Origin of the sequence: Klebsiella sp. H-Nf2, from assembly GCF_002806645.1 — a bacterium.
GTDB lineage: Bacteria > Pseudomonadota > Gammaproteobacteria > Enterobacterales > Enterobacteriaceae > Klebsiella > Klebsiella variicola.
Genome location: NZ_PIBL01000017.1, coordinates 33738 through 60090 on the forward strand (window position 1 = coordinate 33738; position 26353 = coordinate 60090).

Genomic DNA, 26353 nt, shown 5'->3' on the forward strand with positions numbered 1-26353 from the left:
GGCTGCTGCGCTGAATGAGGAAGAGATTGAGATGAGTATGGTGAATACAGCTCCGGGTAAGATTTCAGTTCGTAACCTGAACTTCTACTACGGTAAATTCCATGCCCTGAAGAACATCAACCTGGATATCACCAAAAACCAGGTGACGGCGTTTATCGGTCCGTCAGGCTGCGGTAAATCCACCCTGCTGCGCACGTTCAACAAAATGTTTGAACTGTATCCGGAGCAGCGCGCGGAAGGCGAGATCCTGCTGGATGGCGATAATATTCTGACCAACACCCAGGATATCGCCCTGCTGCGCGCCAAGGTTGGCATGGTATTCCAGAAACCGACGCCGTTTCCGATGTCCATTTATGACAATATCGCCTTCGGCGTGCGCCTGTTTGAAAAGCTGTCCCGTGCCGATATGGACGAGCGCGTGCAGTGGGCGCTGACCAAAGCCGCATTATGGAACGAAACCAAAGATAAACTGCACCAGAGCGGGTATTCTCTCTCCGGCGGCCAGCAACAGCGCCTGTGCATCGCGCGCGGTATCGCGATCCGTCCGGAAGTCCTGCTGCTTGATGAGCCGTGCTCCGCGCTGGACCCGATCTCCACCGGGCGTATCGAAGAGCTGATCACCGAGCTGAAACAGGACTACACCGTCGTTATCGTGACTCACAACATGCAGCAGGCTGCGCGTTGCTCCGACCATACGGCATTTATGTATCTTGGCGAGCTGATTGAGTTCAGCAACACGGACGACCTGTTCACCAAGCCCGCAAAGAAACAAACTGAAGATTATATTACTGGCCGCTACGGTTGATTTGCCCTTGTGCTTTCAGGCTCTCACCAGTTGGGCAATCAGGAGACACCATGGACAACCTAAATCTTAACAAACATATTTCCGGCCAGTTCAACGCTGAACTGGAGTATATCCGCACCCAGGTGATGACCATGGGTGGGCTGGTGGAGCAACAGCTTTCTGATGCGATCACCGCCATGCATAACCAGGACAGCGATCTGGCGAAACGCGTCATCGACGGCGACAAGCAGGTCAACATGATGGAAGTGGCGATCGACGAGGCCTGCGTGCGCATCATCGCCAAGCGCCAGCCGACCGCCAGCGACCTGCGTCTGGTGATGGCGATCATCAAGACTATCGCTGAGCTGGAACGCATCGGCGACGTGGCGGATAAAATCTGCCGCACCGCGCTGGAGAAGTTTTCCCAGCAGCACCAGCCGCTGCTGGTGAGCCTCGAATCGCTGGGCCGTCACACGGTGCAGATGCTGCATGACGTACTGGATGCGTTTGCGCGTATGGATCTCGACGAAGCGGTACGTATCTATCGCGAAGATAAGAAAGTCGACCAGGAGTATGAAGGCATTGTGCGCCAGCTGATGACTTACATGATGGAAGACTCGCGCACTATCCCCAGCGTCCTGACCGCGCTGTTCTGCGCGCGCTCCATCGAGCGTATTGGCGACCGCTGCCAGAATATCTGCGAATATATTTTCTACTTCGTCAAAGGTCAGGATTTCCGTCACGTTGGCGGCGATGAGCTGGATAAACTGCTCGCCGGCAAAGATCCGAAAGAGTAATAATCATTCTGTCTAATTCTGGTAAATGGCTTTATCAGAATTAGATATGATTTATCTCGTGGCAGCGAGATTGCTGAGATTATCGTCACAATTAACAATCTGCCCGTTTGAGTTATTCATTTTATCGCGTAACAATCAACGCCCACTCCTGAGCTTAAACGCTCAGGGTGGTTTAACCGGATTGTCACTGCGACAGCAGGCAAAACCTGATATTGCCCCACAGCGGCGATATCAGGTTTTTTGTTTTATGCGGGCCAATAATGGCTGAATGAGGGTTGCTACCGCGATGCGCGGGCAAAACCTGAAGAGGATTATCTGTTAAGGCAGATCGTCTTCTTCAGGTTTTTTTTTGCTTTTGTCTAACCGCAAAAATAACAGCCGCCGCGACCTCAAACGGTATGGATACGGCTATTCGAACCTGCGCGGGATGCTTGTTGCTGTCGTGTTTTATTTACGCCAATACTTATATAAGGGAATATTATGATGAGAAAAACCAGGATCGCTCCGGCGATGGTATTGCTGGCACCGCTTTGTTATTCCACCACTCTGATAGCGAGCCCGTTGACGGTGGAGCAACGGCTTGAGCTGCTGGAAAAAGCGCTCAAAGACACGCAAAAAGAACTCAAAAAATATCAGGACCAGGAGAGAAAAAGAGACCAGATTTGGGCCTCATGGTCTCCGCCTGCAGAAGGTCAGAAGCGCAAGACCGGGGTAGCGGCCGCCGGGCCGAAGACGGCGGTGAAACCGGATGCGGTGCTGGTCAAAAATCAACAACCAGCCACGAACGGCGCGCCAGCCTACAGCGCGATGACGCTGAAAGATTTTAGCACGTTCGTGAAAGATGAAATTGGCTTTAGCTATAACGGCTACTTCCGTTCCGGCTGGGGTACTGCCTCGCACGGCTCGCCAAAATCGTGGGCGATTGGCTCGCTTGGCCGCCTGGGCAATGAATATTCCGGCTGGTTCGATCTGCAGCTGAAGCAGCGGGTGTTTCAGGAAGGCGATAAACGCGTTGATGCCATCGTGATGCTCGACGGTAACGTCGGCCAGCAGTATTCCGCCGGCTGGTTTGGTGACAACGCTGGCGGCGAAAACTACATCCAGTTCTCGGATATGTACGTTAACACCAAAGGGTTCCTGCCGTTTGCCCCGGAAGCCGATTTCTGGGTCGGCAAACACGGGGCGCCAAAAATCGAAATCCAGATGCTGGACTGGAAAACGCAGAGAACCGATGCGGCGGCCGGCGTGGGGCTGGAAAACTGGCAGGTGGGTGCCGGGAAATTCGATATCGCATTGGTCCGAGAAGATGTCGATGATTACGACCGTTCTTTGAGCAATAAGCAGCAAATTAACACCAACACCCTGGACGTTCGCTACAAAGAGATTCCGCTGTGGGATAAAGCCAGCCTGATGGTCAGCGGGCGCTATGTCGCTGCCAACCAAAGTTCCTCGGAGAAATATAAAGAGGGCAATGAAGGTTATTATCCGTGGAAAGATACCTGGATGGCAGGCACCTCGTTAACGCAGAAATGGGCTAGCGGCGGCTTTAACGAATTCTCTTTCTTACTGGCGAATAATTCTATTGCCAGCAGCTTCTCGCGCTATGCCGGTTCCAGCCCCTATACCACTTTTAGCGGCCGCTATTATGGCGATCATACCAATGGCACCGCGGTGCGCTTAACCTCGCAGGGAGAAACCTATTTACGCGATGACATTATTATGGCGAATGCCATCGTCTACTCCTTTGGTAACGACGTCTATAGCTACGAAACCGGGGCCCACTCCGATTTTGAATCCATTCGCACGGTCCTGCGACCGGCTTATATCTGGGATAAATATAACCAGACTGGCGTCGAGCTGGGATACTTCAAACAGCAAAACAAAGATGTTACCGGCAATAAATATAACGAGTCCGGCTACAAGACCACGCTGTTCCATACCTTCAAAGTCAATACCAGTATGCTGACCTCGCGCCCGGAAATTCGCTTCTATGCCACCTATATTAAAGCGAAGGATATCGACCTGGATAAGGCAGCGAATAATACCACCAGCATTTTTGAAGACGGTAAAAACGATCAGTTTGCCGTGGGGGCGCAGGCGGAAATCTGGTGGTAAGACGATAACAGAACGGACACAACGGAAGAGGAATAACGATGAAACGACATGCAATTTATTTCGCACTGGCGCTGGCGGGCGCGGCGTTTACCCTCCAGGCGGCGCCATTACCCGCGATGCCGGATCCCACCCTGCCGGTGAGCCACTTTATTACCCAGGTTAACGCGGATAAGAGTATCACTTATCGCCTGTTTGCTCCCGATGCCCGGCGGGTCTCGGTAGTGACCGGCGCCACGCCGGACTCCTTTGTCTCACACGACATGACCAAAGAGGCTCAGGGGGTGTGGACATGGAAAAGTGAGCCGATGAAACCCAATCTCTATGAATACTATTTCGATGTGGATGGCTTCCGCTCGGTGGATACCGGCAGTCGCTATCAGAAGCCGCAGCGCCAGGTGAATACCAGCTTGATTCTGGTACCTGGTAGTATTCTCGACGATCGGGCGGTCGCGCATGGCGATCTGCGCACCCTCACCTATCACTCGAAGGCACTGAACGCTGAACGTCGTCTCTATGTCTGGACGCCGCCGGGCTATAGCGGAACCGGCGATCCGCTGCCGGTGCTCTATTTCTATCATGGCTTTGGCGACAGCGGTCTGTCGGCCATCGATCAGGGGCGTATCCCGCAGATCATGGATAACCTGCTGGCGGAGGGCAAAATCAAGCCGATGCTGGTGGTGGTCCCGGATACCGAAACCGATACCCCGGAAGCGATAGCGGAAAACTTTCCGCCGCAGGAGCGGCGCAAAAACTTCTATCCGCTCAATGCGCAGGCGGCGGATAACGAGTTGATGCAGGATATCATTCCGCTGATCGATACCCGGTTTAACGCGCGTAAAGATGCCGATGGCCGGGCGCTGGCTGGCCTGTCACAGGGCGGTTATCAGGCGCTGGTTTCCGGAATGAACCATCTGGATAGTTTTGGCTGGCTCGCCACCTTTAGCGGCGTCACGACTACCACGGTGCCGAATGCCGGCGTGGAAGCGCAGCTGAAGCATCCTGACGCGATCAATAAGCAACTGCGTAACTTTACCGTGGTGGTCGGGGAAAAAGATTCCGTAACCGGTAAAGACATCGCTGGTCTGAAAAGCGAGCTGGAAAAACAGAAGGTCAACTTCGACTATCACTCGTATCCCGGCCTGAACCATGAAATGGACGTCTGGCGCCCGGCCTACGCCGAGTTTGTGCAGAAACTGTTTAAATAACCGTTAGGGGGCGTTCAGCCCCCGTTTTGTGCTTGTGAAGGACGACAAGATGAAAATGATTGTGACCGAAGATTATGAAGAGATGAGCCTGGTCGCCAGCCATCATGTTCTGGGCTATATCACGGCGCCGCGGCGGGTGAATCTCGCCGTGACGGCCGGCAGCACGCCAAAGCGGATGTATGAGCATCTAACCGCCGCCGTGAAAGGCAAAGCATTCTATGATCGGGTGCACTATTACAACTTCGATGAGATCCCCTTTCGCGGCCAGTCGCGAGAAGGCGTCACGATATCTAATCTGCGCCAGCTGTTTTTTACCCCGGCGCAGATCAAAGAAGAGAACATTCATAAGCTGACGCTGGACAACGCCGCTCAGCACGATCGCCAGCTGGAAGAGGCTGGTGGCCTTGATCTGATGGTGCTGGGGCTGGGGGCTGACGGCCATTTTTGCGGCAACCTGCCGAATACTACCCGCTTTCATGATCAGACGGTCGAAGTGCCGATTCATGGGGAAATGATTGATATTGTCGCTAACGGCGAGATGGGTGGGGATTATTCCGTCGTGCCCGATAGCTATGTCACCATGGGGCCGAGAAGCGTGATGGCGGCAAAAAATCTGCTGTTGATCGTGAGCGGCGCGGCGAAGGCGCAAGCTCTTAAGCAGGTGGTTGAAGGCCCGGTCAGCGAGCAGGTGCCGGCGTCGGTGCTCAAATTACACCCTTCACTGGTGATTATTGCCGATAAGGCGGCAGTCACTGAATTGCAGCCATAACCAGTCGCTGGTTCTATTCCCCCGCTTGCGCAGACGCTTAGCGGGGCTACATCGATGCCAACGTGCCGCTCACCAGGCCCTTAACGCGTGATATCCCAGCCGCGCGCTTGCCACAATGCCGGCAGCTCTGCCAGATCGGTAAAGGTGGTCACTTTGGGATGATCGATCGGCTGGTTGTGCGGATCGGCGCAGAAATAAAACACCTCCATACCGGCGGCAATCCCCGACTGAGCACCGGCGCTGGAGTCATCCACCAGGATACAGTTTTCGGCTTTTACCTGCATGGCCTCTGCCGCATGAAACATCAGCGCCGGATCAGGCTTCCAGCGCTGAATATCGTAGCCGCTGTACAAGCGGTCAGCGAAATGGTGCAGCAGGCCGGTGCGGCCAAGAGAGTGCTGCATTTTACTGACCGGGCCATTGGAAACCACGCACATCGGGACGCTTACCGCATCCAGCAGCGCCTGGGCTCCGGCAATCACCTCCAGTTCGCTATCAAACAGGCGAGCGACCTCCGCACGGTAAATGGGCTCCAGCGTCGCTTTTTGCAGGTTAACGCCATGCTCAGCGTTGATAGTGTCGATAATTTCGTACAGCTTCACCCCTTTGAAGCGCTTAAAAATCTCGGCAAGGTCCAGCGTAATGCCGAATTCCTGGAACATGTGAACGTAGGCGCGGGAGCAAATCACCTCACTGTCGACCAGTGTGCCGTCACAGTCAAAAAATACTGCTTCTGGTTGAGTCATAGTCTTTCCGTATTAACAAGTTTAACGTTTTCGTCATGCCCAATGCCGCGACGCAATCGTTGCCGTATAAGCAAAATAAATGAAAAAAATTACCATACAACTGCGCCGGGTGCCTTGTTTTGGTATAGGATAGCCTCGAATTTTCCCTCCTTTACGTTCGGAAACCGATAATGAGTCAACAACAAACCAGCCAGTCTTCTGGCCAGGGTCTGCTGGAGCGCGTATTTAAACTGCGCGAGCACGGCACCACAGTGCGTACGGAAGCGATCGCCGGTTTCACCACGTTCCTGACGATGGTGTATATCGTTTTTGTTAACCCACAAATTCTTGGCGTAGCGGGCATGGATACCAGCGCCGTGTTTGTGACCACCTGTCTGATTGCTGCGTTCGGCAGTATCCTGATGGGTCTGTTCGCGAACCTGCCGGTGGCTCTTGCGCCGGCGATGGGGCTGAACGCCTTCTTCGCCTTTGTGGTGGTACAGGCGATGGGCCTGCCGTGGCAGGTAGGCATGGGCGCGATTTTCTGGGGCGCCGTCGGTCTGCTGTTGCTGACGATTTTCCGTGTACGCTACTGGATGATCGCCAATATTCCGGTGAGTCTGCGCGTCGGTATCACCAGCGGTATCGGCCTGTTTATCGGCATGATGGGTCTGAAAAATGCCGGGGTTATCGTCGCTAATCCGGAAACGCTGGTCAGCATTGGTCATCTGACCTCCCACAGTGTGCTGCTGGGCATACTGGGCTTCTTTATCATCGCGATTCTGGCATCACGTAACATTCATGCCGCGGTCCTGGTGTCTATTGTGGTCACCACCCTGCTGGGCTGGATGCTGGGCGATGTGCACTACACCGGCATCGTCTCCGCGCCGCCGAGCGTGACGTCGGTGATTGGTCATGTCGATCTGGCGGGCTCCCTGAACCTGGGCCTGGCCGGCGTGATCTTCTCGTTTATGCTGGTCAACCTGTTTGACTCCTCCGGGACGCTGATTGGCGTCACCGATAAAGCGGGTCTGGCTGATGCACAGGGTAAATTCCCGCGCATGAAGCAAGCGCTGTTTGTCGACAGCGTCTCGTCGGTGGCGGGTTCCTTCATCGGTACTTCGTCGGTGACGGCCTATATCGAATCCTCCTCCGGCGTTTCCGTGGGCGGGCGCACCGGCCTGACCGCCGTTGTCGTTGGGATCCTGTTCCTGCTGGTTATCTTCCTGTCTCCGCTGGCGGGGATGGTTCCGGCCTATGCGGCCGCCGGCGCGCTGATTTACGTTGGCGTGCTGATGACCTCAAGCCTGGCGCGCGTGAAGTGGGATGACCTGACGGAAGCGGTACCGGCGTTTATCACCGCGGTGATGATGCCGTTTAGCTTCTCGATCACCGAAGGTATCGCCTTAGGCTTTATCTCTTACTGCGTGATGAAGATCGGAACCGGCCGCCTGCGCGAGCTCAGCCCGTGCGTGGTGATCGTCTCGCTGCTGTTTGTGCTGAAGATTGTCTTTATCGATGCACATTAATCCGCACGCATGATGAAAAAGCCCGGCATCGCTGCCGGGCTTTTTTATGCTTTAACCCGCTGAATATAGTCGCCAAAGGCGGTCAGCTGGCCGCGCAGATGGTCGAGGGTGCTCTGATCGACTACTTCACCTGACTGCGGATCCACTTTGTTCTGGATCACACCGCCCATAAATTCCGGTTTATTCATCACCATCGCATCGAGGAAGACCAGAATCTGGCGCAGATGATACTGGCAGCGTGCGCCGCCGATGGCACCCATTGAGCTGGTCTGAATCAGTACTGGTTTGCCGGACAGCGGCTGCTCGGGCAGGCGTGACAGCCAGTCGATAGCGTTTTTCAGGCCGCCAGGCACGGAATAGTTATACTCGGGAGTGACAATCACCACGCCATCCGCCTCGCGGATCTGTTGCGCAATATCCTGCACGCTCTGTGGGAACCCCTCTTCCTCCTGAATATCAGCATCGTACAGCGGGATATCACCGATCGACGGCAGCGCGGAGATGTCCATGCCCGCGGGCGCGATGCCGGGCAGAGTGCGCGCGACCATTCCATTAAACGACCCTTTGCGCAGGCTGCCGAGTAACGTAACCACTTTTAAGGTATCTGACATGATTGCTCCTTTGTATCATGATGCCGGCAAAACCGGTCAATTGAGGGATAAGGTTTTTTCCATTGGTAAGCTGGTAAAGCGCATCAGGCGGGCCGACGGTTCGCGTGCGCGCCGCTGAGCATCCGGCAGACTATGCCATTCGCCCCCTTTAGCGTCATATTCCCAGACCTTCAGCGAGCCGATATTTGGGCTGGCGGCAATCGACCACACCAGCAGCGATTCGGCGTCACAGACGGCTTCGATTGGCTGGCTACCGGCGGTACGCAGGCGGCCAGAGCCCGGCAGCAGCTGCAGACGCGCCGGTGTTTCACCGGTCAGTTTCAACACGCTTCGCCGCAGCGCCACCAGCTGGCTACGCGCTTCATCCGGGTCATGCTGAATGTTAATCCACAGATTTTCATTGTTACTGAAATTGTGCCGGTCAGCGTCGTGTCCACGCACCGTGCGCTGCAGTTCCATGTCGAGGCCACAATCCCCCTCGGTGGTCAGCGCGACGCCAACAATATTGCCAGTATAAGAGATAGAAAAGTGGGGAAGATGACGATCGCTAAAAACCGGTCTGCCATTGGCGGCGTTGACGATTTCAGGCAGCTCGCTGATGCCGTATAGCATAAACAGCAGTTCGGCGAGCAGCGAACGCGAAGCACGAAAGCGAGCCTGGCGGTATTCAGGGAGTAGACGTGCGGATTGATGACAGGCCGCCGACAAACGTGTCGATAGCGGCTCCCCGGTACTGAGTATCCCTCGTGCAAAATGCGTTGCCATACGTCGCTCCGTGAGTAATGGTCTGGTAAAAATTGCGCGCGTTATTATCGCCTGGTATTAACAGGTTTTAATGCCGAAATGCCCCGTTGAAAAGAGAATTTGTTTGAATTTTACAAATTCTTGCGCAATAAGGTGCGATGGACACGAAACAAGGCTTACAGCGTACCGGAATAGAGTTCTTTTAACGTATCTCTAAGCCAGACGAGCTTGGGGTTGTAGCTGTTGCGCTTATGCCATAGCAAGGTGAAGGGGACGCGGAGCTTTTCCAGAAGCTGAGGTTCCAGCGGCAGCGGGCGAGAGACCAGCGGTAGCTGGTGCTGCTGATTATAGTGCTGGCAGTAGCGCGGTGCGGTGGCCAGCATGGTGTGCTGCGGCTGAGCGGCCATAAAGAGCGATTGTTCAAACCCCGGCACGGTCAGCGCCACGTTACGCTTATACCCCAGCTCCTGCAGCACATCGTCCAGTGCCCAGGTATCGCTCTGTTCCCAGCAGATGGTGATATGCGGATAGCGCAAGAATGCCGCCAGATCCCATTCCTCTCTGAGCGCCGGATGATCGGCGCGCAGCCAGACCTGCGGCAGGTCGGTGAACAGGACATCAAAATCGATATACCACGGCAGCAGGCTCAGCTGCTCCCGCGACTGCGGATGACTTTCGCGCCCGCAGAAGCCGATATCCACCTCGCCGCGAATGATGGCGTCCAGGGAGTCGTAGTCCCAGTTGCGCAAACGAATCAATGCCTGCGGATAGCGCTGATAGATGCGTTGGGAGAGGGTGTTAAACAGGATCATCAGCAGCGGCGTTTCCGCCGCCAGCTCGAATTTGAGGCCGCTGGGCATGGTGTGGTGCGGTTTATCGAGGATCTGGTTGCCCATCTGCATCCAGTCCGCTAGATCCTGCTCCATGCTGCTGACCAGCGGCGTAGGCGCCAGACCCAGCGGGGTTTTCACAAACAGCGGGTCGTCAAACCAGGCGCGCAGTTTGGCCAGCGACTTGCTCACCGCTGACGGCGAAACGTTCATCCGCTTCGCCGTACGGGTAACGCTGAGCTCCTGGGTCAGGAGCTGCAGGCAGAGGAGTAAATTAAGATCAAGACTCGACAGCGGCTTCTTCATCGTATTGCGCAACCCGCGGTGGGGTGACGACCAGTAACAAAACAAGGCTCACTATGCTACAGGCAATGAGTATCCCGATCAGCATATTCATCGCGCTGAGTCCGATGATGGCGGCGAGCCAAATCCACAGCGATGAACCGCACACCTGCGCGATGCCGAGAACCGAGCTGGCGACGCCCGCGCGCAGCGTGAAGGGCCCCAGCGCCTGGCTCATCGCGACGCCGAATCCAACGGAGAAGCCGGCGCAAATCATGCCCAGCCCGATCAGGGTGACGGGCTGGCGGGTGGCGAGGCTCAGCGCCAGGCCTGCCGCCAGAAACAGCACCTGCGAGGTCAGCATTAAGGTGCGGGGGTTAAACAGCGACAGGGCGAACGGCGTCGAGAAGGAGACTGCCATGCTGATCATCGCCATCAGGGCCATTGCCATTGAGTAAGTTCCCCGGTCGAACCCCATCTCTTCCATCATCAGTACCGGAGAGACGTTCACGTAGGTCAGGATCGCCGTCACGCTGAGGGTGGTGATAAGAATGCGGCTGAGAAAAAAGCGGTTCAGCAGCGACTCACTGCCGCCATGCTGCAGTGTCGCAGTCTGCGGGTGTGCCGTCGGGCGCGTCTCGCGCAGGATAAAGACCGACAGCAAGCCGACCATGACGCCCATGCCGGTCATGGTGTAGAACAGGCTCTGCCACGGATATTTCAGCATAATCAGGTGGCCAAGCACCGGCGCCAGGACGGGGATAATGCAGGTAATGCCGTTGAGCAACGACAGCACCTTGGCGCGGCGGCGATCGTCCAGCGTATCGCGCAGGATAGCGAAAGCCACCACGTAGCAGCTGCCGGCGCCGATCCCCTGGATAAAGCGTCCGACGAGGAAGTGGCTGCTGGCGTGCGCCTGGGCGCAGAGCAGGGAGGCGACAACAAAGATCACCGCGCCCACAATGGCGACAGGCTTACGTCCTGACCGGTCGGCGATGCGACCAGCAAAGAGCATTGCGGAGGCCATACCGGCCAGATAGACTGAAAAGGCGATATGTAATTGTGCCTCGCTGGCCCCCAGGTCCTGAGCAATACGCGGCAGGCCGACCAGATACATATCGATGCCAGAGGGATAGAGCAGAACCAGGGCGAAACTGCAGAGAAGAAAGCGTGTCATGGGATCCTCGCGATGTGAATGGCGTTCAGCATAGTGAGGAACGTGCCGCAAGACGAGTTGCCATTTGGACAACGCTCTTTTCCTGGCAGGAAATGCGAGCTAACGACCCCGGGTTCGCCAGACGCGGGCCATCCCTTCGCTCTCCGGTCTGACGCTTTCGAAGCCGAACTTCGCATACAGCTCCGGCACATCCGCCACCAGCGTGACATAGGCCCCGTCAAAGGCGTTAGCGTCCAGCCAGGCGACCAGCTTCTCCATCACCAGCCGGCCCAGGCCTTTTCCCTGATGAGCCGGATCGACGGCGACGTCGACAATATCGAAATTAATCGCGCCGTCGCCGATGATGCGTCCCATAGCGATCGGCGTCTCCTGCCAAAGGATATGTACGCCGTAACAGCTATGCGGCAGTCCGGCCCTGGCGCCTTCCAGGGGGCGCGGCGACATGCCCGCCGCCACCCGCAGGTGGCAAAACGCTTCGGCGGAGGGCACCTTCTCGATCACGGTATATTCAACGGTCATGCTTTAGTCTCGTGGTAAAAGGGGAGATAAAAGTAGAGAACGTTGCGCCGTAAAGGGCAAGAAAAAACCCGCATTAACGCGGCGTTAATGCGGGTGAGTGAACGTTTACGGACTAAACGTTATTTGCCGATGCAGAAGCTGGAGAAGATACGGCCCAGCAGATCGTCGGAGGTGAACTCCCCGGTGATCTCGCTCAGCGCCTGCTGCGCGAGGCGCAGCTCTTCCGCCAGCAGCTCCCCGGCCCAGGCGCCCAGCAGCTGGGCTTTGCCCTGCTGCAGATGGTTCGCCGCCTCTTCCAGCGCCTGCAGGTGACGGCGGCGGGCGAGGAAACCGCCTTCCATGCTGGTATCGAAGCCCATGCTCTGCTTGAGGTGGTTACGCAGTACCTCCACGCCTTCGCCGGTACGTGCCGACAGTCGGATCAGTGAGTGGCCATTGACTTCGCTGAGCCCCAGCGCCTCGCCAGTGACGTCGGCTTTATTGCGCACCACGGTAATCGGCAGTTTAGCGGGCAGGCGCTCGATAAAGTCCGGCCAGATCTCCGCCGGGTCAACGGCGCTGGTGGTGGTGCCGTCGACCATAAACAGCACCCGATCCGCCTGCTCAATCTCCTGCCAGGCGCGCTCGATGCCGATACGCTCCACTTCGTCACTGGCGTCACGCAGGCCCGCGGTATCGATGATATGCAGAGGCATGCCGTCGATATGGATATGTTCGCGCAGCACGTCGCGGGTGGTGCCCGCAATGTCGGTGACGATCGCCGCTTCGCGGCCCGCCAGGGCGTTCAGCAGGCTCGATTTACCGGCATTTGGTCGCCCGGCGATCACCACTTTCATCCCTTCGCGCAGCAGACTGCCCTGACGAGCTTCCGCGCGGACGGCGTCGAGGTCGGCCATCACGCCGTTCAGCTGGGCTTCAATTTTGCCGTCGGAGAGGAAATCAATTTCTTCATCCGGGAAATCGATCGCCGCTTCCACGTAGATGCGCAGGTGAGTGAGCGCTTCCACAAGGTGGTTAACCCGCGCGGAGAAGGCCCCTTGCAAGGAGTTCAATGCCGAGCGCGCCGCCTGTTCTGAACTGGCGTCGATGAGGTCGGCGATGGCTTCTGCCTGCGCCAGGTCGAGCTTGTCGTTGAGGAACGCGCGTTCGGAAAACTCGCCCGGCCTGGCGATGCGTACGCCGGGCAACGTCAGAATACGTTTGAGCAGCAGATCGAGAATGACCGGGCCGCCGTGACCCTGCAGCTCAAGCACATCCTCCCCGGTAAAGGAGTTCGGCCCGGGGAACCACAGCGCAATCCCCTGATCCAGCGGCGTACCGTCAACGTCGTTGAACGGCAGGTAGTCGGCATAACGCGGCTTCGGCAGCTTGCCCAGTACCGCCTGCGCGACATCGCGCGCGTTGAGGCCGGAGATACGCAGGATGCCCACCCCACCGCGTCCCGGAGGGGTTGCCTGGGCGACGATAGTGTCGTTATGGCTCATGGTGACTCTCTATGTAGATGTAAAAAAGGCGGTCCATTGACCGCCTTCTCTGGCATTAACGCTACCGTAGATACTCGAAATAATTCAAGTTGCAGAAAGGCGGCAAGCTAGTGAGGCCCCAGGAGCTTACTGTAGTAAGTGACTGGGGCGAACTAATGAAGCCAACGCATCTGCGGCTTGAAGAATGAAGAGTATCAGGATTTCTTCTTCTCGCGGCTATGAAGGCCACGCTTCTCCAGACCACGGTAAATCAGCTGCTGCTGAATAATGGTGACCAGGTTGCTGACGATGTAGTACACCACCAGGCCAGACGGGAACCACAGGAAGAACACCGTGAAGATGACCGGCATAAAGGTCATGATCTTCTGTTGCATCGGGTCGGTCACGGTGGTCGGCGACATCTTCTGGATGAAGAACATGGTCGCGCCCATGATGATCGGCAGGATGTAGTACGGGTCTTGTGCAGACAGGTCGTGGATCCACAGGATAAACGGCGCATGACGCAGTTCAACCGAGGCGCTCAGCATGTAGTACAGCGCAAGGAAGATCGGCATCTGAATAATCAGCGGGAAGCAGCCACCCAGTGGGTTCACTTTTTCCGCTTTATACAGCGCCATCATCTCCTGGCTTTGACGTTGTTTATCGTCGCCCAGACGCTCACGCATGGCCTGAATCTTCGGCTGCAGCATACGCATCTTCGCCATGGAGGTGTACTGCGCTTTGGTCAGCGGGTACATGATGCCACGAACGATAAAGGTGATAACGATGATCGAGAAGCCCCAGTTGCCGAGGAAGCTGTGGATGAATTTCAGCAGCTTGAACAGCGGTTGGGAGATGAACCACAGCCAGCCGTAGTCGACGGTCAGATCCAGGTGCGGCGCAACGGCAGCCATTTTGTCCTGAATAGCCGGACCGACCCACAGCACGCTCTGCAGCTTGTCGGTTTGACCAGGCTGCACCAGTACCGGCTGCGATTTGTAGCCAATAGCCACAATGCCGTTGCCGAGGTTGGCGGTGTAGAAGTTATTCGTCCCGTTATTCTGCGGCACCCACGCGGTGGTGAAGTACTGCTGCAGCATGGCAACCCAACCGTTTTTGGTGCTGACGTTCAGGTTTTCGTTGTCCAGAATGGTATCGAATTTATATTTTTCGTATTTCGAATCCGCGGTGGAGAACGCTGCGCCACGGAAAGTATGCATTGTGGACAGGCCGCCGGTCTGCGTATCGCGACTGGTCGGCAGCGCCGCGGTCTGCTTCAACTGACCGAAGGTCGAGACTTCCAGAGGCTTCTCGCTGGCGTTCTGCACGCTATAACCGACGTTCACCGCATAGCCACCACGTTTCAGGGTGAAGGTTTTGGTGAAGACGTTGCCGGCTTTATCGGTGTAGGTCAGCGGAATGACGATTTCATCCTGGCCATCAGCCAGCACAAACGCCTCTTTATCGACGTTGTACAGCGGACGCGGGCCATTCGCCGGGTTATCCGGACCATCACGGCCGGTTAAGCCGCTCTGCGCCTGGTAGACAAACTGCGGCGTGGTTTCCAGTAACTGGAACGGTTCGGTCGACTTCAGCGTTTTTGGATACGCCAGAAGCAGCGCCTGCTCAATATCACCACCGTTGGTGTTGATAGTCAGCTCAAGCACGTCGGTTTTAACCGTAATCAGTTTCCCCTGGCCACTGGCCGGTACGCCCTGGTCGGCGGCGCTACCCGCTGCTGTGGTCGTAGTCTGCGTGGTCTGCTGCTGGGGCTGCGGATTTTTGTCCTGCTCCCAGGCTTGCCAGATCATGAAAGACACGAACAACAAAGCGATGATAAGAAGATTGCGTTGCGAATCCATCGTTAGTGTTCTCTGGTATCAAATGGTCCGGGCGGGACGGGATCGTCACCACCAGGGTGTAAAGGGTGGCATTTTAATACGCGTTTCATTGTCAACCAACTGCCTTTTATCACACCAAACCTGCGTAAGGCCTCAATTCCGTATTGAGAACAGGTTGGGGTGAAACGACAATGCGGCCCGAGTAGCGGACTAATCAGGCGCTGATAAACTCTAATCAGGCCGATCAGGACCCGCGAGCCAGGCGACAATGGCGGCGCCATAATTTTTCCAACGCTTCCGAGAGAGCACGGTTATCGAGGTCGGCAACCCCTCTTTTCGCCACCACCACGAAATCCATTGGCGGGAGTTCATGTTGACGCAAACGAAAACTTTCACGCGTCAGACGTTTAATCCGATTGCGTTCATGTGCGCGTTTTACGTTTTTCTTGGCGACCGTAAGACCGATGCGGGGATGCCCCAGCGAATTCAGGCGGCCGAGGATGGTGATTTGCGGCGTGCCAGCCCGTTGTGGCTGCTGGAAGACGAAAGTGAAATGACTGGGAGTTAACAAACGTAACTCCCTGGGAAATGCGAGCTTAACCACGCAGGGTTAGCTTTATTACTTGGAAACGGTCAGACGAGCGCGGCCTTTAGCACGACGACGTGCCAGAACCTGACGACCATTTTTAGTAGCCATACGAGCACGGAAGCCGTGAGAACGGTTGCGCTTCAGTACAGACGGTTGAAAAGTGCGTTTCATGGCGATTTCTACCTAAACTTGAATAAATTCACTGACTTTTGCGTAGACCCGAACGAACTTCGAACGACTTACGCCTCAGCGTGGGTGATTAAAGAGGCCGGATTGTAATAATTGTACACTCCGGAGTCAATTCTCTTTCCTTATTTCTCGCACCTTGTCGCACAAAAAATAAGCTGAGACGCGTGACGAAAACGGGCATTACGCGCCGGGTGGGGGATTATACGGCCTGGCCAGTAAAGCGCAAGGATCCGCAAGGATCTTTGTTAGATCGTTTCCGCCCAAAACCAGCATAGCTCATTAATTTTTCCAATATGCGGCGGAAATCGTGCTTCACTCTCCCCAGGATCGATTACACTTACCCGGTTTCGATCCTTCCTGTGGATAAATCGGGAAGAATCTGTTGAGAAACACAAGATCTCTTTCTCAGTTTAGGCTATGATCCCCGGTCCCGATCGCGATCCCCGGATCCGCAACGGGTAATAACCGCAGATAGCGGTTCGCACGTCACCCCTTTAGTGCAGGGGCTTTTCGGCTAATGCAGGGTCTTGTCGACGTGTGCCAACAATCACGATTGTTTCTGTTTTTCTTTGATATCGATTTTATGTTCGAGTGGAGTCCGCCGTGTCACTTTCGCTTTGGCAGCAGTGTCTTGCCCGATTGCAGGATGAGTTACCAGCCACAGAATTCAGCATGTGGATCCGCCCATTGCAGGCGGAACTGAGCGATAACACGCTGGCACTGTATGCGCCAAACCGTTTTGTGCTCGACTGGGTAAGGGACAAATACCTCAATAATATCAATGGACTCCTCAATGATTTTTGCGGTGCTGATGCCCCGCAGCTGCGTTTTGAGGTGGGCGCTAAGCCAGCCAGCTCGCTGCAGAAAGGAGCGGTAAGCCCGGCTGCGGCGGCCATCCCGGCAGCGCAGGTGCAGACCGCGCGCGTGGCGCCGACGATCGTGCGCCCTGGCTGGGATAATGTTCCGGCACCGGCGGAGCCGACCTACCGCTCTAACGTTAACGTGAAACACACGTTTGATAACTTCGTCGAAGGTAAATCTAACCAGTTGGCCCGCGCGGCGGCGCGTCAGGTGGCGGATAACCCGGGCGGGGCCTACAACCCGCTGTTCCTTTATGGCGGCACCGGTCTGGGGAAAACCCACCTGTTGCACGCGGTGGGTAACGGCATTGTGGCGCGTAAGCCGAACGCGAAAGTGGTCTATATGCACTCCGAGCGTTTCGTCCAGGACATGGTCAAAGCGCTGCAAAACAACGCCATCGAAGAGTTTAAACGCTACTACCGATCCGTTGACGCCCTGCTGATCGATGACATTCAGTTCTTTGCTAATAAAGAGCGATCCCAGGAAGAGTTTTTCCACACCTTCAATGCCCTGCTGGAAGGTAATCAGCAGATCATCCTGACCTCGGATCGTTATCCAAAAGAGATCAATGGCGTTGAAGATCGTCTGAAATCCCGCTTCGGCTGGGGCCTGACGGTGGCGATCGAGCCGCCGGAGCTGGAAACCCGCGTCGCGATCCTGATGAAAAAAGCCGATGAAAACGACATTCGCCTGCCGGGCGAAGTGGCGTTCTTTATTGCCAAGCGCCTGCGCTCAAACGTGCGTGAGCTGGAGGGGGCGCTGAACCGCGTTATCGCCAATGCCAACTTCACCGGCCGGGCGATCACCATCGATTTCGTGCGCGAAGCGCTGCGCGATCTGCTGGCGCTGCAGGAAAAACTGGTCACCATCGACAATATTCAAAAGACGGTGGCGGAGTACTACAAGATTAAGGTAGCGGATCTGCTGTCCAAGCGCCGCTCCCGTTCGGTGGCGCGTCCTCGCCAGATGGCGATGGCGCTGGCCAAAGAGCTGACCAACCACAGCCTGCCGGAAATCGGCGATGCGTTTGGCGGCCGCGACCATACCACCGTGCTGCACGCCTGCCGCAAGATTGAGCAGCTGCGTGAAGAAAGCCACGACATTAAAGAAGATTTTTCCAATTTAATCAGAACATTATCCTCGTGACGCTATGAAATTTACCGTAGAACGTGAACATTTATTAAAACCGCTGCAACAGGTGAGCGGTCCGTTAGGTGGTCGTCCGACGCTGCCCATTCTCGGTAACCTGCTGCTTCAGGTCGCGGACGGCGCACTGTCGCTGACCGGTACCGATCTTGAAATGGAGATGGTGGCGCGCGTGGCGCTGGTTCAGCCGCACGAAGCGGGCGCAACGACCGTTCCGGCGCGTAAATTCTTTGATATCTGCCGCGGCCTGCCGGAAGGCGCGGAGATCGCGGTTCAGCTGGAAGGCGATCGGATGCTGGTGCGTTCCGGCCGCAGCCGCTTCTCGCTGTCGACGCTGCCTGCTGCCGACTTCCCGAATCTGGATGACTGGCAGAGCGAAGTGGAATTTACCCTGCCGCAGGCGACCATGAAGCGTCTGATCGAAGCCACTCAGTTTTCGATGGCGCACCAGGATGTTCGTTACTACTTAAACGGCATGCTGTTTGAAACCGAAGGCAGCGAACTGCGCACGGTGGCCACCGATGGTCACCGCCTGGCGGTCTGTTCGATGCCGCTGGAAGCGTCGCTGCCGAACCATTCGGTGATCGTGCCGCGTAAAGGGGTGATTGAGTTGATGCGGATGCTCGACGGCGGCGATACCCCGCTGCGCGTGCAGATTGGCAGCAACAATATCCGCGCTCATGTGGGCGATTTTATCTTTACGTCGAAGCTGGTTGACGGCCGTTTCCCGGATTATCGCCGCGTATTGCCGAAAAATCCGGATAAACATCTCGATGCTGGCTGTGACATTCTCAAGCAGGCCTTCGCCCGCGCGGCAATCCTCTCGAACGAGAAATTCCGCGGCGTGCGACTGTACGTCAGCGAAAATCAGCTGAAAATCACCGCTAACAACCCGGAGCAGGAAGAGGCGGAAGAGATCCTTGACGTGACCTACGCCGGAACGGAGATGGAGATTGGCTTCAACGTTAGCTATGTGCTGGATGTGCTGAATGCTCTGAAGTGCGAGAATGTGCGCATTCTGCTGACGGATTCGGTGTCGAGCGTGCAGATTGAGGATGCGGCTTCACAATCCGCCGCCTACGTTGTCATGCCTATGAGATTGTAGAATCTGCAAAGGGGCTGGTTTACTTGCCATTTCGCCTTCCGGCAGTGCTCGAAATGCTCACGTACTTCGTGTACGCTCCGCTTTCTGCGCGCTGGCGGTAGACGAACTGGCTGCGACACCCACGCCCCTTGAATGATGACGAGCTGATATGTCGCTATCCCGACTCTTGATCAAAGACTTCCGCAATATTGAAAATGCGGATCTCGCTTTATCTCCCGGCTTTAACTTCCTGGTTGGCGCGAACGGCAGCGGCAAAACCAGCGTGCTGGAAGCTATCTATACGCTCGGTCATGGCCGGGCGTTTCGTAGTTTGCAAATTGGCCGGGTGATCCGCCACGAGCAGGAGGCTTTTGTCCTGCACGGCCGCCTGCAGGGCGAAGAGCGGGAAACCGCCATCGGCCTGACCAAAGACAAACAGGGTGACAGTAAGGTGCGTATCGACGGCACCGACGGCCACAAGGTGGCGGAGCTGGCGCACCTGATGCCGATGCAGCTGATTACGCCGGAGGGGTTTACTTTACTCAACGGCGGCCCCAAATACAGAAGAGCATTCCTCGATTGGGGATGTTTTCATAACGAAGCCGGATTCTTCACCGCCTGGAGCAACCTGAAGCGCCTGGTCAAGCAGCGCAACGCCGCGCTGCGTCAGGTCAGCCGCTATGCCCAGCTGCGACCGTGGGATCTGGAACTCATCCCGCTGGCGGAACAAATCAGCCGCTGGCGTGCCGAATACAGCGCCGCTATCGTCGAAGACATGGCGGATACTTGTCAGCAATTTTTACCGGAATTCACGCTCTCTTTCTCTTTCCAGCGCGGCTGGGAAAAAGAGGCCGACTACGCGGAGGTGCTGGAGCGGAATTTCGAGCGTGACAGAATGTTAACCTACACCGCCCATGGCCCGCATAAAGCGGATTTCCGCATTCGCGCCGACGGGGCTCCGGTGGAAGACACCTTGTCGCGCGGGCAGCTTAAGCTGCTGATGTGCGCCCTGCGTCTGGCGCAAGGTGAGTTCCTCACCCGCGTCAGCGGGCGGCGCTGCCTGTACCTGATAGATGATTTTGCCTCGGAACTTGATGATGCCCGCCGCGGTTTGTTATCCAGCCGCCTGAAAGCGACGCAGTCGCAGGTTTTCGTCAGCGCGATCAGCGCTGAACACGTTATGGACATGTCGGACAAAAATTCGAAGATGTTCCGCGTGGAAAAAGGTAAAATAACGGATTAACCCAAGATTAAATGAGCGAGAAACGTTGATGTCGAATTCTTATGACTCCTCCAGTATCAAAGTCCTGAAAGGGCTGGATGCGGTGCGTAAGCGCCCGGGTATGTATATCGGCGACACGGATGACGGCACCGGTCTGCACCACATGGTATTCGAGGTTGTGGATAACGCTATCGACGAAGCGCTCGCGGGTTACTGCAAAGATATCGTTGTGACCATCCACAGCGATAACTCCGTCTCCGTACAGGATGACGGTCGCGGCATCCCAACCGGCATTCACCCGGAAGAGGGCGTCTCCGCAGCGGAAGTTATCATGACCGTCCTGCACGCCGGTGGTAAGTTCGATGATAACTCCTATAAAGTTTCCGGCGGTCTGCACGGCGTAGGCGTCTCGGTGGTTAACGCCCTGTCGCAGAAGCTGGAGCTGGTTATCCAGCGCGATAACAAAGTCCACAAACAGATTTATGTGCACGGTGTACCGCAGGCGCCGCTGGCGGTGACTGGCGAGACCGATAAAACCGGCACCATGGTGCGTTTCTGGCCGAGCCATGAAACCTTCACCAACGTCACTGAATTCGAATATGAGATCCTGGCGAAACGTCTGCGCGAGCTGTCGTTCCTGAACTCCGGGGTTTCAATCCGCCTGCGCGATAAGCGCGACGGCAAAGAAGACCATTTCCACTACGAAGGCGGCATTAAGGCGTTTGTTGAGTATCTCAACAAGAACAAAACGCCGATCCACCCGAATATCTTCTATTTCTCCACCGAAAAAGACGGTATTGGCGTGGAAGTGGCGCTGCAGTGGAACGACGGTTTCCAGGAAAACATCTACTGCTTTACCAACAACATTCCGCAGCGCGACGGCGGTACTCACCTGGCGGGCTTCCGCGCGGCGATGACCCGTACCCTCAATGCCTACATGGATAAAGAGGGCTACAGCAAAAAAGCGAAAGTCAGCGCCACCGGCGACGACGCGCGTGAAGGCCTGATCGCCGTGGTATCCGTGAAAGTGCCGGATCCGAAATTCTCCTCGCAGACCAAAGACAAGCTGGTCTCTTCCGAGGTGAAATCGGCGGTAGAACAGCAGATGAACGAACTGCTGAGCGAATACCTGCTGGAAAACCCGTCCGATGCCAAAATTGTGGTCGGCAAAATTATTGACGCCGCGCGCGCCCGCGAAGCTGCGCGTCGCGCCCGTGAGATGACCCGTCGTAAAGGCGCACTGGATCTGGCAGGCCTGCCGGGCAAACTGGCGGATTGCCAGGAACGCGACCCGGCGCTGTCTGAATTGTACCTGGTGGAAGGGGACTCCGCGGGCGGCTCTGCGAAACAGGGTCGTAACCGTAAGAACCAGGCGATCCTGCCACTGAAGGGTAAAATCCTCAACGTTGAGAAAGCCCGCTTCGATAAAATGCTCTCTTCCCAGGAAGTAGCGACGCTGATCACCGCCCTCGGCTGCGGCATCGGTCGCGATGAGTACAACCCGGATAAACTGCGCTATCACAGCATCATCATCATGACCGATGCGGATGTCGACGGCTCGCACATTCGTACCCTGCTGTTGACCTTCTTCTACCGTCAGATGCCGGAAATCGTCGAGCGCGGCCATGTCTACATTGCCCAGCCGCCGCTGTACAAAGTGAAGAAAGGCAAGCAGGAACAGTACATTAAAGACGACGAAGCGATGGATCAGTATCAGATTGCTATCGCTCTCGACGGTGCGACCCTGCATACCAACGCCAATGCGCCGGCGCTGTCGGGCGAGTCGCTGGAAAAACTGGTTGCCGAGTTTAACGCCACCCAGAAAATGATTGGTCGTATGGAGCGCCGTTTCCCGAAATCGATGCTGAAAGAGCTTATCTATCAGCCGACCCTGACCGAGTCCGATCTGGCTGACGAGCAGAAGGTGACCCGCTGGGTGAACACCCTGGTCTCCGAGCTGAATGAGAAAGAGCAGCACGGCAGCCAGTGGAAATTTGATGTCCGTGAGAACACCGAGTTGCAGCAGTTTGAACCGATTATCCGCGTCCGTACTCACGGGGTGGATACCGACTATCCGCTGGATAACGAGTTCGTCATGGGGCCGGAATATCGCCGTATCTGTACCCTGGGTGAGAAACTGCGTGGCCTGATAGAAGAAGATGCGTTCATCGAGCGCGGCGAACGCCGTCAGCCGGTAGCCAGCTTCGAGCAGGCCCTCGACTGGCTGGTGAAAGAGTCCCGTCGCGGTCTCTCTATCCAGCGTTATAAAGGTCTGGGCGAGATGAACCCGGATCAGCTGTGGGAAACCACCATGGATCCGGACAGCCGCCGCATGCTGCGCGTAACCGTTAAGGATGCGATCGCCGCCGACCAGCTGTTCACCACTCTGATGGGCGATGCCGTTGAGCCGCGTCGCGCCTTTATCGAAGAGAACGCCCTGAAAGCGGCGAATATTGATATCTAAAGCGTAAGTTCTCCCGGTAAGCAGCGTTACCGGGATGGCACAATGCGCAGGCCCGGTAGGCATAAGCTTCACCGGGCTTTTCTTTACCGCTAAAAGGGGATTCTTCGTCCCCGCTTCCATCCCCCTTTCTGCCCGACACTTTTACTGTTTTTTGAGCGGAATCGCGTTAGCATGAGGGAAGACTCATCTTACCCGGGGATCCTATGGCTATTAAACTGATTGCAATCGATATGGACGGCACTCTGCTGCTGCCAGACCATACCATCTCTCCTGCGGTGAAAGCCGCCATCGCCGCGGCGCGCGAGCGGGGTGTCAACGTGGTGCTGACCACCGGCCGCCCTTACGCCGGTGTCCACAGCTATCTGAAAGAGCTGCATATGGAACAGCCGGGTGATTACTGCATTACTTACAATGGCGCGCTGGTACAGAAGGCCGGTGACGGCAGTACCGTCGCACAAACCGCGCTGAGCTATGACGACTATCGCTTCCTCGAGCAACTCTCCCGCGAGGTCGGCTCTCACTTCCACGCGCTCGATCGCAACACGCTCTACACTGCGAACCGCGATATCAGCTACTACACCGTCCACGAATCCTACGTGGCGACCATCCCGCTGGTGTTCTGTGAAGCGGAAAAGATGGACCCTGAGATCCAGCTGCTGAAGGTGATGATGATCGATGAGCCGGCGATACTGGATAAGGCCATCGCCCGTATCCCGGCGGAAGTGAAAGAGAAGTACACCGTGCTGAAAAGTGCGCCGTACTTCCTCGAAATTCTGGATAAACGCGTCAATAAAGGCACCGGCGTGAAGTCCCTGGCTGATGCGCTGGGCATCAAGCCGGAAGAGATTATGGCGATTGGCGATCAGGAAAATGATATCGCGATGATTGAGTTTGCCGGCGTGGGCGTGGCGATGGATAACGCCATTCCCGCGGTCAAAGAAGCGGCGAACTTCATCACCAAATCTAACCTCGAAGATGGCGTCGCCTTCGCCATTGAAAAATACGTTTTAGCGTAAGCGTTCTTCAGGCCCGGCGTTGTCCGGGCCGGTCTTCTCTTTTTTCATGAACAGATGTTAATCCGCATTTAAATCCCTTATTCCGCGCAGGGGATTCTATAAGCTACCCGCCCTCTTTTTCGCAATTCATCACTAACATCATAGTTTTCATGAATATATACCACCGTTTGATGTTGGTTACGCTGCCATTCGCCTCTGTTCAGATTTGCGCGGCCGCGGAACCAACGACGCCGCTCGACCCGGTATACGCCTATCACGGCGCAGAACCGGCGGATCTGCCTGCGCCGGTCAAAACCGAGACTGCAGTAGCGGAACCAACCGCGATATTGCCTTTTTTAGGCGACGAGGCCAGAAAACGCGGCTACGTCCTGCCGCTGCCGTTCGGCGTCAGCATTAACTATATGGATATGCGGCAGAATATTAATGTCGACAGCATTAACTTCACCGGTCTGTCGCTGGATGGCCGCAATATCGATTGCGGTAAGGATCCTGTCTGCAAACACGCCGTGAATAACATTTTCGCTAATGGGCCGGTCTCGCTGGATGACGCCTTCCAGATTGGCGTCGGTAATACGCGGGAAAGCAGCAAAACCGAGACGCTTAAGCTGGATGCCTGGCTGCTGCCATTTATGAACGTTTATGGCCTCGTCGGACACACCGAAGGGCATTCGATTTCGCAAATTGCCGTCGGCCTGAAGGGGCCAAACGGTAAAGTGGTGCCCATGCCGGGGATGCAGGATCTCGACTTTCGTCTCGATTTTAAAGGCACCACCTACGGGATGGGCACCACGCTGGTGGGCGGCGTTGGCAACTGGTTTACCGTGCTGGACGCCAACTACACGCAAACGCGCTTTGATATCCTCGACGGCAGTATCGACGCATTTACCTTTTCGCCGCGCGTAGGCTATCGTTTTAATACGCCATCAGTCGAGGCGCTGCATCTCCCCGCCGGAAAGCTGAACCTGTGGGTCGGCAGCATGTATCAGGACGTACAGCAGGAGTTTAAGGGCAGCCTCAACGATCTCGCGATGCCGTCGCCGATGCTGCAAAATATGGTCAATCTGGCCAATCAGGACAATAACGGCCGCTTCGATGTGAAACAGCATCTTCAGTCGCCGTGGAACGTGCTGGTGGGCGCGCAGTATGAGCTGACGAAAAACGTTAATATCACCACGGAGTTTGGCTTTGCCGAACGTAACAGTTTCTTTATTTCCGGCGAGTACCGCTTTTGAGCCGACTGTTTATCACTTTTCTGCTGCTGATGACCTGCCCGATTGGCAGCCAGGCGGAGATGCTCAGCCGCGAGAAAATCGACGACTGGCTGCAGCATCTCGGCGCCAGCGATAAGTTCGACGCCAGTAAAGGGATCGATTGGGGCGTGATGCCCGGTCCGTTCTATACGCCGGAACTGGGGCTGGGCATCGGCACCGCGGTCGTCGGCATGTATCGCCCCGATCCGCAGGATACCACCAGCCAGAATTCCACCCTGACGCTCAGCGGCTACGCCAGCTCCACCGGCGCCTTTGGCCTCAGCGTGAAAAACTACGCCTTTTTCGACAACGATCTGTGGCGCGTATTTGTTGAAGGGTCGATGGCCAATACCCCGACTTACTACTGGGGGCAGGGTTTTCACGCCGGAGATAAAGACAACGAGAAGGAAAAATATACCGCCCAGGTGCTGACCCTGCGCCCGACAATCTACCGGCAACTGATCGACAATGTCTATCTCGGCGCCGGGTGGTCGCTGGCGGCGCAGAATGCCGATGAGATGGACCACGACGATTTACCGAAAATAGAAAGTACCCCACAGGGACCGTCGGTATTCAGCTCTGGCGCCAGCATCGATATCAACTGGGACGATCGCGACTTTGTCCCCAACCCGCGCCGGGGCCAGTATGCCAACTTCCGCTACACCCATTACGCCCCCGGGTTAGGCAGCGATACCCGCTTTGATGAATTTCAGCTGCACTATAGCCATTATCATGCCCTGAGCGAGAAAAGCGTGCTCGCCTGGGAGGCCGATGGTGCCTTCACCCAGGGCGATGTTCCGTGGAGCATGATGCCCCTGCTGGGCAGCGACGAGCGGATGCGAGGCTACTATCAGGGGCGCTACCGGGATAACAACGTCGTCAGCAGCCAACTGGAATACCGTCGGCAGCTCACCTGGCGGCACGGGATTGTCGCCTGGGTCGGGGCGGGAACCATGGGTCCGTCGCTGTCATCGCTGAACAATGGCCGCTGGCTGCCCACCGGCGGCGTTGGCTATCGTTTCGAGTTCAAGCCGCGGGTCAATATCCGTCTTGATTATGGCATCGGCAAAGGCAGCAGCGGGTTCTATTTCCAGGTTGGGGAAGCGTTTTAAGCAGGTTGCCGGGCATTCAACCCCGTGCG

The 26353-nt window shown here is 56.2% G+C and carries 24 protein-coding genes; 13 read left to right on the forward strand and 11 right to left on the reverse strand.

Translation table 11 applies throughout. The features are described 5' to 3' along the window. Positions 1 to 31: 31 nt before the first annotated feature. The 5 genes from pstB (at position 32) to CWM58_RS25670 (ending at position 5670) form a co-directional block, all read left to right on the forward strand. Positions 32 to 805 (forward strand): phosphate ABC transporter ATP-binding protein PstB, encoded by a 774-nt coding sequence (gene pstB, locus CWM58_RS25645; protein WP_004145006.1) that lies wholly within the window; start codon positions 32 to 34, stop codon positions 803 to 805. 50 nt (positions 806 to 855) lie between these two features. Next, positions 856 to 1581, forward strand: a complete 726-nt coding sequence (phoU, locus tag CWM58_RS25650) for a phosphate signaling complex protein PhoU (RefSeq protein ID WP_004145007.1) — start codon at positions 856 to 858, stop codon at positions 1579 to 1581. Between the two features lie 480 nt (positions 1582 to 2061). Beyond that, positions 2062 to 3696: a carbohydrate porin gene (locus tag CWM58_RS25660; RefSeq protein ID WP_100682104.1), complete on the forward strand. Its 1635-nt coding sequence runs from the start codon at positions 2062 to 2064 to the stop codon at positions 3694 to 3696. Positions 3697 to 3734: 38 nt separating this feature from the next. Further along, the gene (locus tag CWM58_RS25665; RefSeq protein WP_100682105.1) at positions 3735 to 4901 is read left to right on the forward strand and encodes an alpha/beta hydrolase-fold protein; all 1167 of its coding nucleotides are present in this window, start codon (positions 3735 to 3737) and stop codon (positions 4899 to 4901) included. Positions 4902 to 4950: 49 nt separating this feature from the next. Then, positions 4951 to 5670 (forward strand): glucosamine-6-phosphate deaminase, encoded by a 720-nt coding sequence (locus CWM58_RS25670; protein ID WP_100682106.1) that lies wholly within the window; start codon positions 4951 to 4953, stop codon positions 5668 to 5670. Between the two features lie 80 nt (positions 5671 to 5750). On the opposite strand, the gene yieH is transcribed toward CWM58_RS25670, so the two are convergent. Further along, entirely contained in the window at positions 5751 to 6416 is a 666-nt protein-coding gene (gene yieH / locus CWM58_RS25675) for a 6-phosphogluconate phosphatase (protein WP_008806734.1), read from the reverse strand. Between the two features lie 170 nt (positions 6417 to 6586). Here yieH and CWM58_RS25685 point away from each other — a divergent pair, with 170 nt between their 5' ends. After that, complete coding sequence (locus CWM58_RS25685) at positions 6587 to 7924, forward strand: NCS2 family permease (RefSeq protein WP_074385295.1); 1338 nt, start codon at positions 6587 to 6589, stop codon at positions 7922 to 7924. A gap of 44 nt (positions 7925 to 7968) precedes the next feature. Here CWM58_RS25685 and CWM58_RS25690 read toward each other — a convergent pair whose 3' ends face one another. The 10 genes from CWM58_RS25690 to rpmH all read right to left on the reverse strand — a co-directional run bounded on the left by CWM58_RS25690 (position 7969) and on the right by rpmH (position 16151). Beyond that, positions 7969 to 8535 carry an NADPH-dependent FMN reductase gene (locus tag CWM58_RS25690; RefSeq protein ID WP_074385296.1) on the reverse strand — a complete coding sequence of 189 codons (567 nt, stop codon included), beginning with the start codon at positions 8533 to 8535 and terminating at the stop codon, positions 7969 to 7971. Positions 8536 to 8571: 36 nt separating this feature from the next. Next, on the reverse strand, positions 8572 to 9147 hold the full coding sequence (locus tag CWM58_RS25695) for a 4'-phosphopantetheinyl transferase family protein (RefSeq protein WP_162678357.1): 576 nt from the start codon (positions 9145 to 9147) through the stop codon (positions 8572 to 8574). A 308-nt stretch (positions 9148 to 9455) separates the two neighbouring features. Continuing rightward, entirely contained in the window at positions 9456 to 10415 is a 960-nt protein-coding gene (yidZ, locus tag CWM58_RS25700) for an HTH-type transcriptional regulator YidZ (RefSeq protein WP_061156302.1), read from the reverse strand. Then, positions 10390 to 11568, reverse strand: coding sequence for an MFS transporter (locus CWM58_RS25705; RefSeq protein ID WP_100682107.1), 1179 nt, complete (start codon positions 11566 to 11568; stop codon positions 10390 to 10392). Before CWM58_RS25705 ends, yidZ begins: the two co-directional genes overlap by 26 nt. 99 nt (positions 11569 to 11667) lie before the next feature. Next, the gene (locus CWM58_RS25710) at positions 11668 to 12087 is read right to left on the reverse strand and encodes a GNAT family N-acetyltransferase (protein WP_100682108.1); all 420 of its coding nucleotides are present in this window, start codon (positions 12085 to 12087) and stop codon (positions 11668 to 11670) included. Positions 12088 to 12206: 119 nt separating this feature from the next. Then, on the reverse strand, positions 12207 to 13571 hold the full coding sequence (mnmE, locus tag CWM58_RS25715) for a tRNA uridine-5-carboxymethylaminomethyl(34) synthesis GTPase MnmE (RefSeq protein ID WP_044614064.1): 1365 nt from the start codon (positions 13569 to 13571) through the stop codon (positions 12207 to 12209). Between the two features lie 194 nt (positions 13572 to 13765). Then, the gene (gene yidC, locus CWM58_RS25725) at positions 13766 to 15412 is read right to left on the reverse strand and encodes a membrane protein insertase YidC (protein WP_061156305.1); all 1647 of its coding nucleotides are present in this window, start codon (positions 15410 to 15412) and stop codon (positions 13766 to 13768) included. Positions 15413 to 15414: 2 nt separating this feature from the next. Then, on the reverse strand, positions 15415 to 15672 hold the full coding sequence (gene yidD, locus CWM58_RS25730; protein WP_004151536.1) for a membrane protein insertion efficiency factor YidD: 258 nt from the start codon (positions 15670 to 15672) through the stop codon (positions 15415 to 15417). Next, positions 15636 to 15995 carry a ribonuclease P protein component gene (gene rnpA / locus CWM58_RS25735; RefSeq protein ID WP_004151535.1) on the reverse strand — a complete coding sequence of 120 codons (360 nt, stop codon included), beginning with the start codon at positions 15993 to 15995 and terminating at the stop codon, positions 15636 to 15638. The genes yidD and rnpA overlap by 37 nt, the downstream gene beginning before the upstream one ends. Before the next feature lie 15 nt (positions 15996 to 16010). Further along, positions 16011 to 16151, reverse strand: coding sequence for a 50S ribosomal protein L34 (gene rpmH, locus CWM58_RS25740; RefSeq protein WP_000831330.1), 141 nt, complete (start codon positions 16149 to 16151; stop codon positions 16011 to 16013). A 621-nt stretch (positions 16152 to 16772) separates the two neighbouring features. On the opposite strand from rpmH, the gene dnaA reads away from it, so the two are divergent. The 7 genes from dnaA (at position 16773) to CWM58_RS25775 (ending at position 26324) form a co-directional block, all read left to right on the forward strand. Next, positions 16773 to 18176, forward strand: a complete 1404-nt coding sequence (gene dnaA / locus CWM58_RS25745) for a chromosomal replication initiator protein DnaA (protein WP_012540254.1) — start codon at positions 16773 to 16775, stop codon at positions 18174 to 18176. Positions 18177 to 18180: 4 nt separating this feature from the next. Continuing rightward, positions 18181 to 19281, forward strand: a complete 1101-nt coding sequence (gene dnaN / locus CWM58_RS25750) for a DNA polymerase III subunit beta (protein ID WP_008806743.1) — start codon at positions 18181 to 18183, stop codon at positions 19279 to 19281. 148 nt (positions 19282 to 19429) lie between these two features. Further along, positions 19430 to 20503 (forward strand): DNA replication/repair protein RecF, encoded by a 1074-nt coding sequence (gene recF, locus CWM58_RS25755; protein WP_100682109.1) that lies wholly within the window; start codon positions 19430 to 19432, stop codon positions 20501 to 20503. 28 nt (positions 20504 to 20531) lie between these two features. Continuing rightward, positions 20532 to 22946, forward strand: coding sequence for a DNA topoisomerase (ATP-hydrolyzing) subunit B (gene gyrB, locus CWM58_RS25760; RefSeq protein WP_100682110.1), 2415 nt, complete (start codon positions 20532 to 20534; stop codon positions 22944 to 22946). A gap of 203 nt (positions 22947 to 23149) precedes the next feature. Then, positions 23150 to 23962 carry a sugar-phosphatase gene (yidA, locus tag CWM58_RS25765; protein WP_008806746.1) on the forward strand — a complete coding sequence of 271 codons (813 nt, stop codon included), beginning with the start codon at positions 23150 to 23152 and terminating at the stop codon, positions 23960 to 23962. A gap of 149 nt (positions 23963 to 24111) precedes the next feature. Then, entirely contained in the window at positions 24112 to 25194 is a 1083-nt protein-coding gene (locus CWM58_RS25770) for a hypothetical protein (protein WP_100682111.1), read from the forward strand. Next, positions 25191 to 26324, forward strand: coding sequence for a BamA/TamA family outer membrane protein (locus CWM58_RS25775; protein ID WP_061152884.1), 1134 nt, complete (start codon positions 25191 to 25193; stop codon positions 26322 to 26324). The genes CWM58_RS25770 and CWM58_RS25775 overlap by 4 nt, the downstream gene beginning before the upstream one ends. Positions 26325 to 26353 lie beyond the last annotated feature (29 nt).

Bases quoted from the DNA above. Each gene is read 5' to 3' on its own strand.
- yieH (WP_008806734.1), bottom strand. From the start codon at position 6,416: ATGACTCAACCAGAAGCAGTATTTTTTGACTGTGACGGCACACTGGTC.
- yidA (WP_008806746.1), top strand. From the start codon at position 23,150: ATGGCTATTAAACTGATTGCAATCGATATGGACGGCACTCTGCTGCTG.
- CWM58_RS25660 (WP_100682104.1), top strand. From the start codon at position 2,062: ATGATGAGAAAAACCAGGATCGCTCCGGCGATGGTATTGCTGGCACCG.
- CWM58_RS25710 (WP_100682108.1), bottom strand. From the start codon at position 12,087: ATGACCGTTGAATATACCGTGATCGAGAAGGTGCCCTCCGCCGAAGCG.
- yidZ (WP_061156302.1), bottom strand. From the start codon at position 10,415: ATGAAGAAGCCGCTGTCGAGTCTTGATCTTAATTTACTCCTCTGCCTG.
- yidC (WP_061156305.1), bottom strand. From the start codon at position 15,412: ATGGATTCGCAACGCAATCTTCTTATCATCGCTTTGTTGTTCGTGTCT.
- CWM58_RS25690 (WP_074385296.1), bottom strand. From the start codon at position 8,535: ATGTCAGATACCTTAAAAGTGGTTACGTTACTCGGCAGCCTGCGCAAA.
- CWM58_RS25685 (WP_074385295.1), top strand. From the start codon at position 6,587: ATGAGTCAACAACAAACCAGCCAGTCTTCTGGCCAGGGTCTGCTGGAG.
- recF (WP_100682109.1), top strand. From the start codon at position 19,430: ATGTCGCTATCCCGACTCTTGATCAAAGACTTCCGCAATATTGAAAAT.
- pstB (WP_004145006.1), top strand. From the start codon at position 32: ATGAGTATGGTGAATACAGCTCCGGGTAAGATTTCAGTTCGTAACCTG.
- rpmH (WP_000831330.1), bottom strand. From the start codon at position 16,151: ATGAAACGCACTTTTCAACCGTCTGTACTGAAGCGCAACCGTTCTCAC.
- gyrB (WP_100682110.1), top strand. From the start codon at position 20,532: ATGTCGAATTCTTATGACTCCTCCAGTATCAAAGTCCTGAAAGGGCTG.
- CWM58_RS25670 (WP_100682106.1), top strand. From the start codon at position 4,951: ATGAAAATGATTGTGACCGAAGATTATGAAGAGATGAGCCTGGTCGCC.
- mnmE (WP_044614064.1), bottom strand. From the start codon at position 13,571: ATGAGCCATAACGACACTATCGTCGCCCAGGCAACCCCTCCGGGACGC.
- CWM58_RS25695 (WP_162678357.1), bottom strand. From the start codon at position 9,147: ATGCTATACGGCATCAGCGAGCTGCCTGAAATCGTCAACGCCGCCAAT.
- dnaN (WP_008806743.1), top strand. From the start codon at position 18,181: ATGAAATTTACCGTAGAACGTGAACATTTATTAAAACCGCTGCAACAG.
- CWM58_RS25705 (WP_100682107.1), bottom strand. From the start codon at position 11,568: ATGACACGCTTTCTTCTCTGCAGTTTCGCCCTGGTTCTGCTCTATCCC.
- phoU (WP_004145007.1), top strand. From the start codon at position 856: ATGGACAACCTAAATCTTAACAAACATATTTCCGGCCAGTTCAACGCT.
- CWM58_RS25770 (WP_100682111.1), top strand. From the start codon at position 24,112: ATGAATATATACCACCGTTTGATGTTGGTTACGCTGCCATTCGCCTCT.
- yidD (WP_004151536.1), bottom strand. From the start codon at position 15,672: ATGGCGCCGCCATTGTCGCCTGGCTCGCGGGTCCTGATCGGCCTGATT.
- CWM58_RS25665 (WP_100682105.1), top strand. From the start codon at position 3,735: ATGAAACGACATGCAATTTATTTCGCACTGGCGCTGGCGGGCGCGGCG.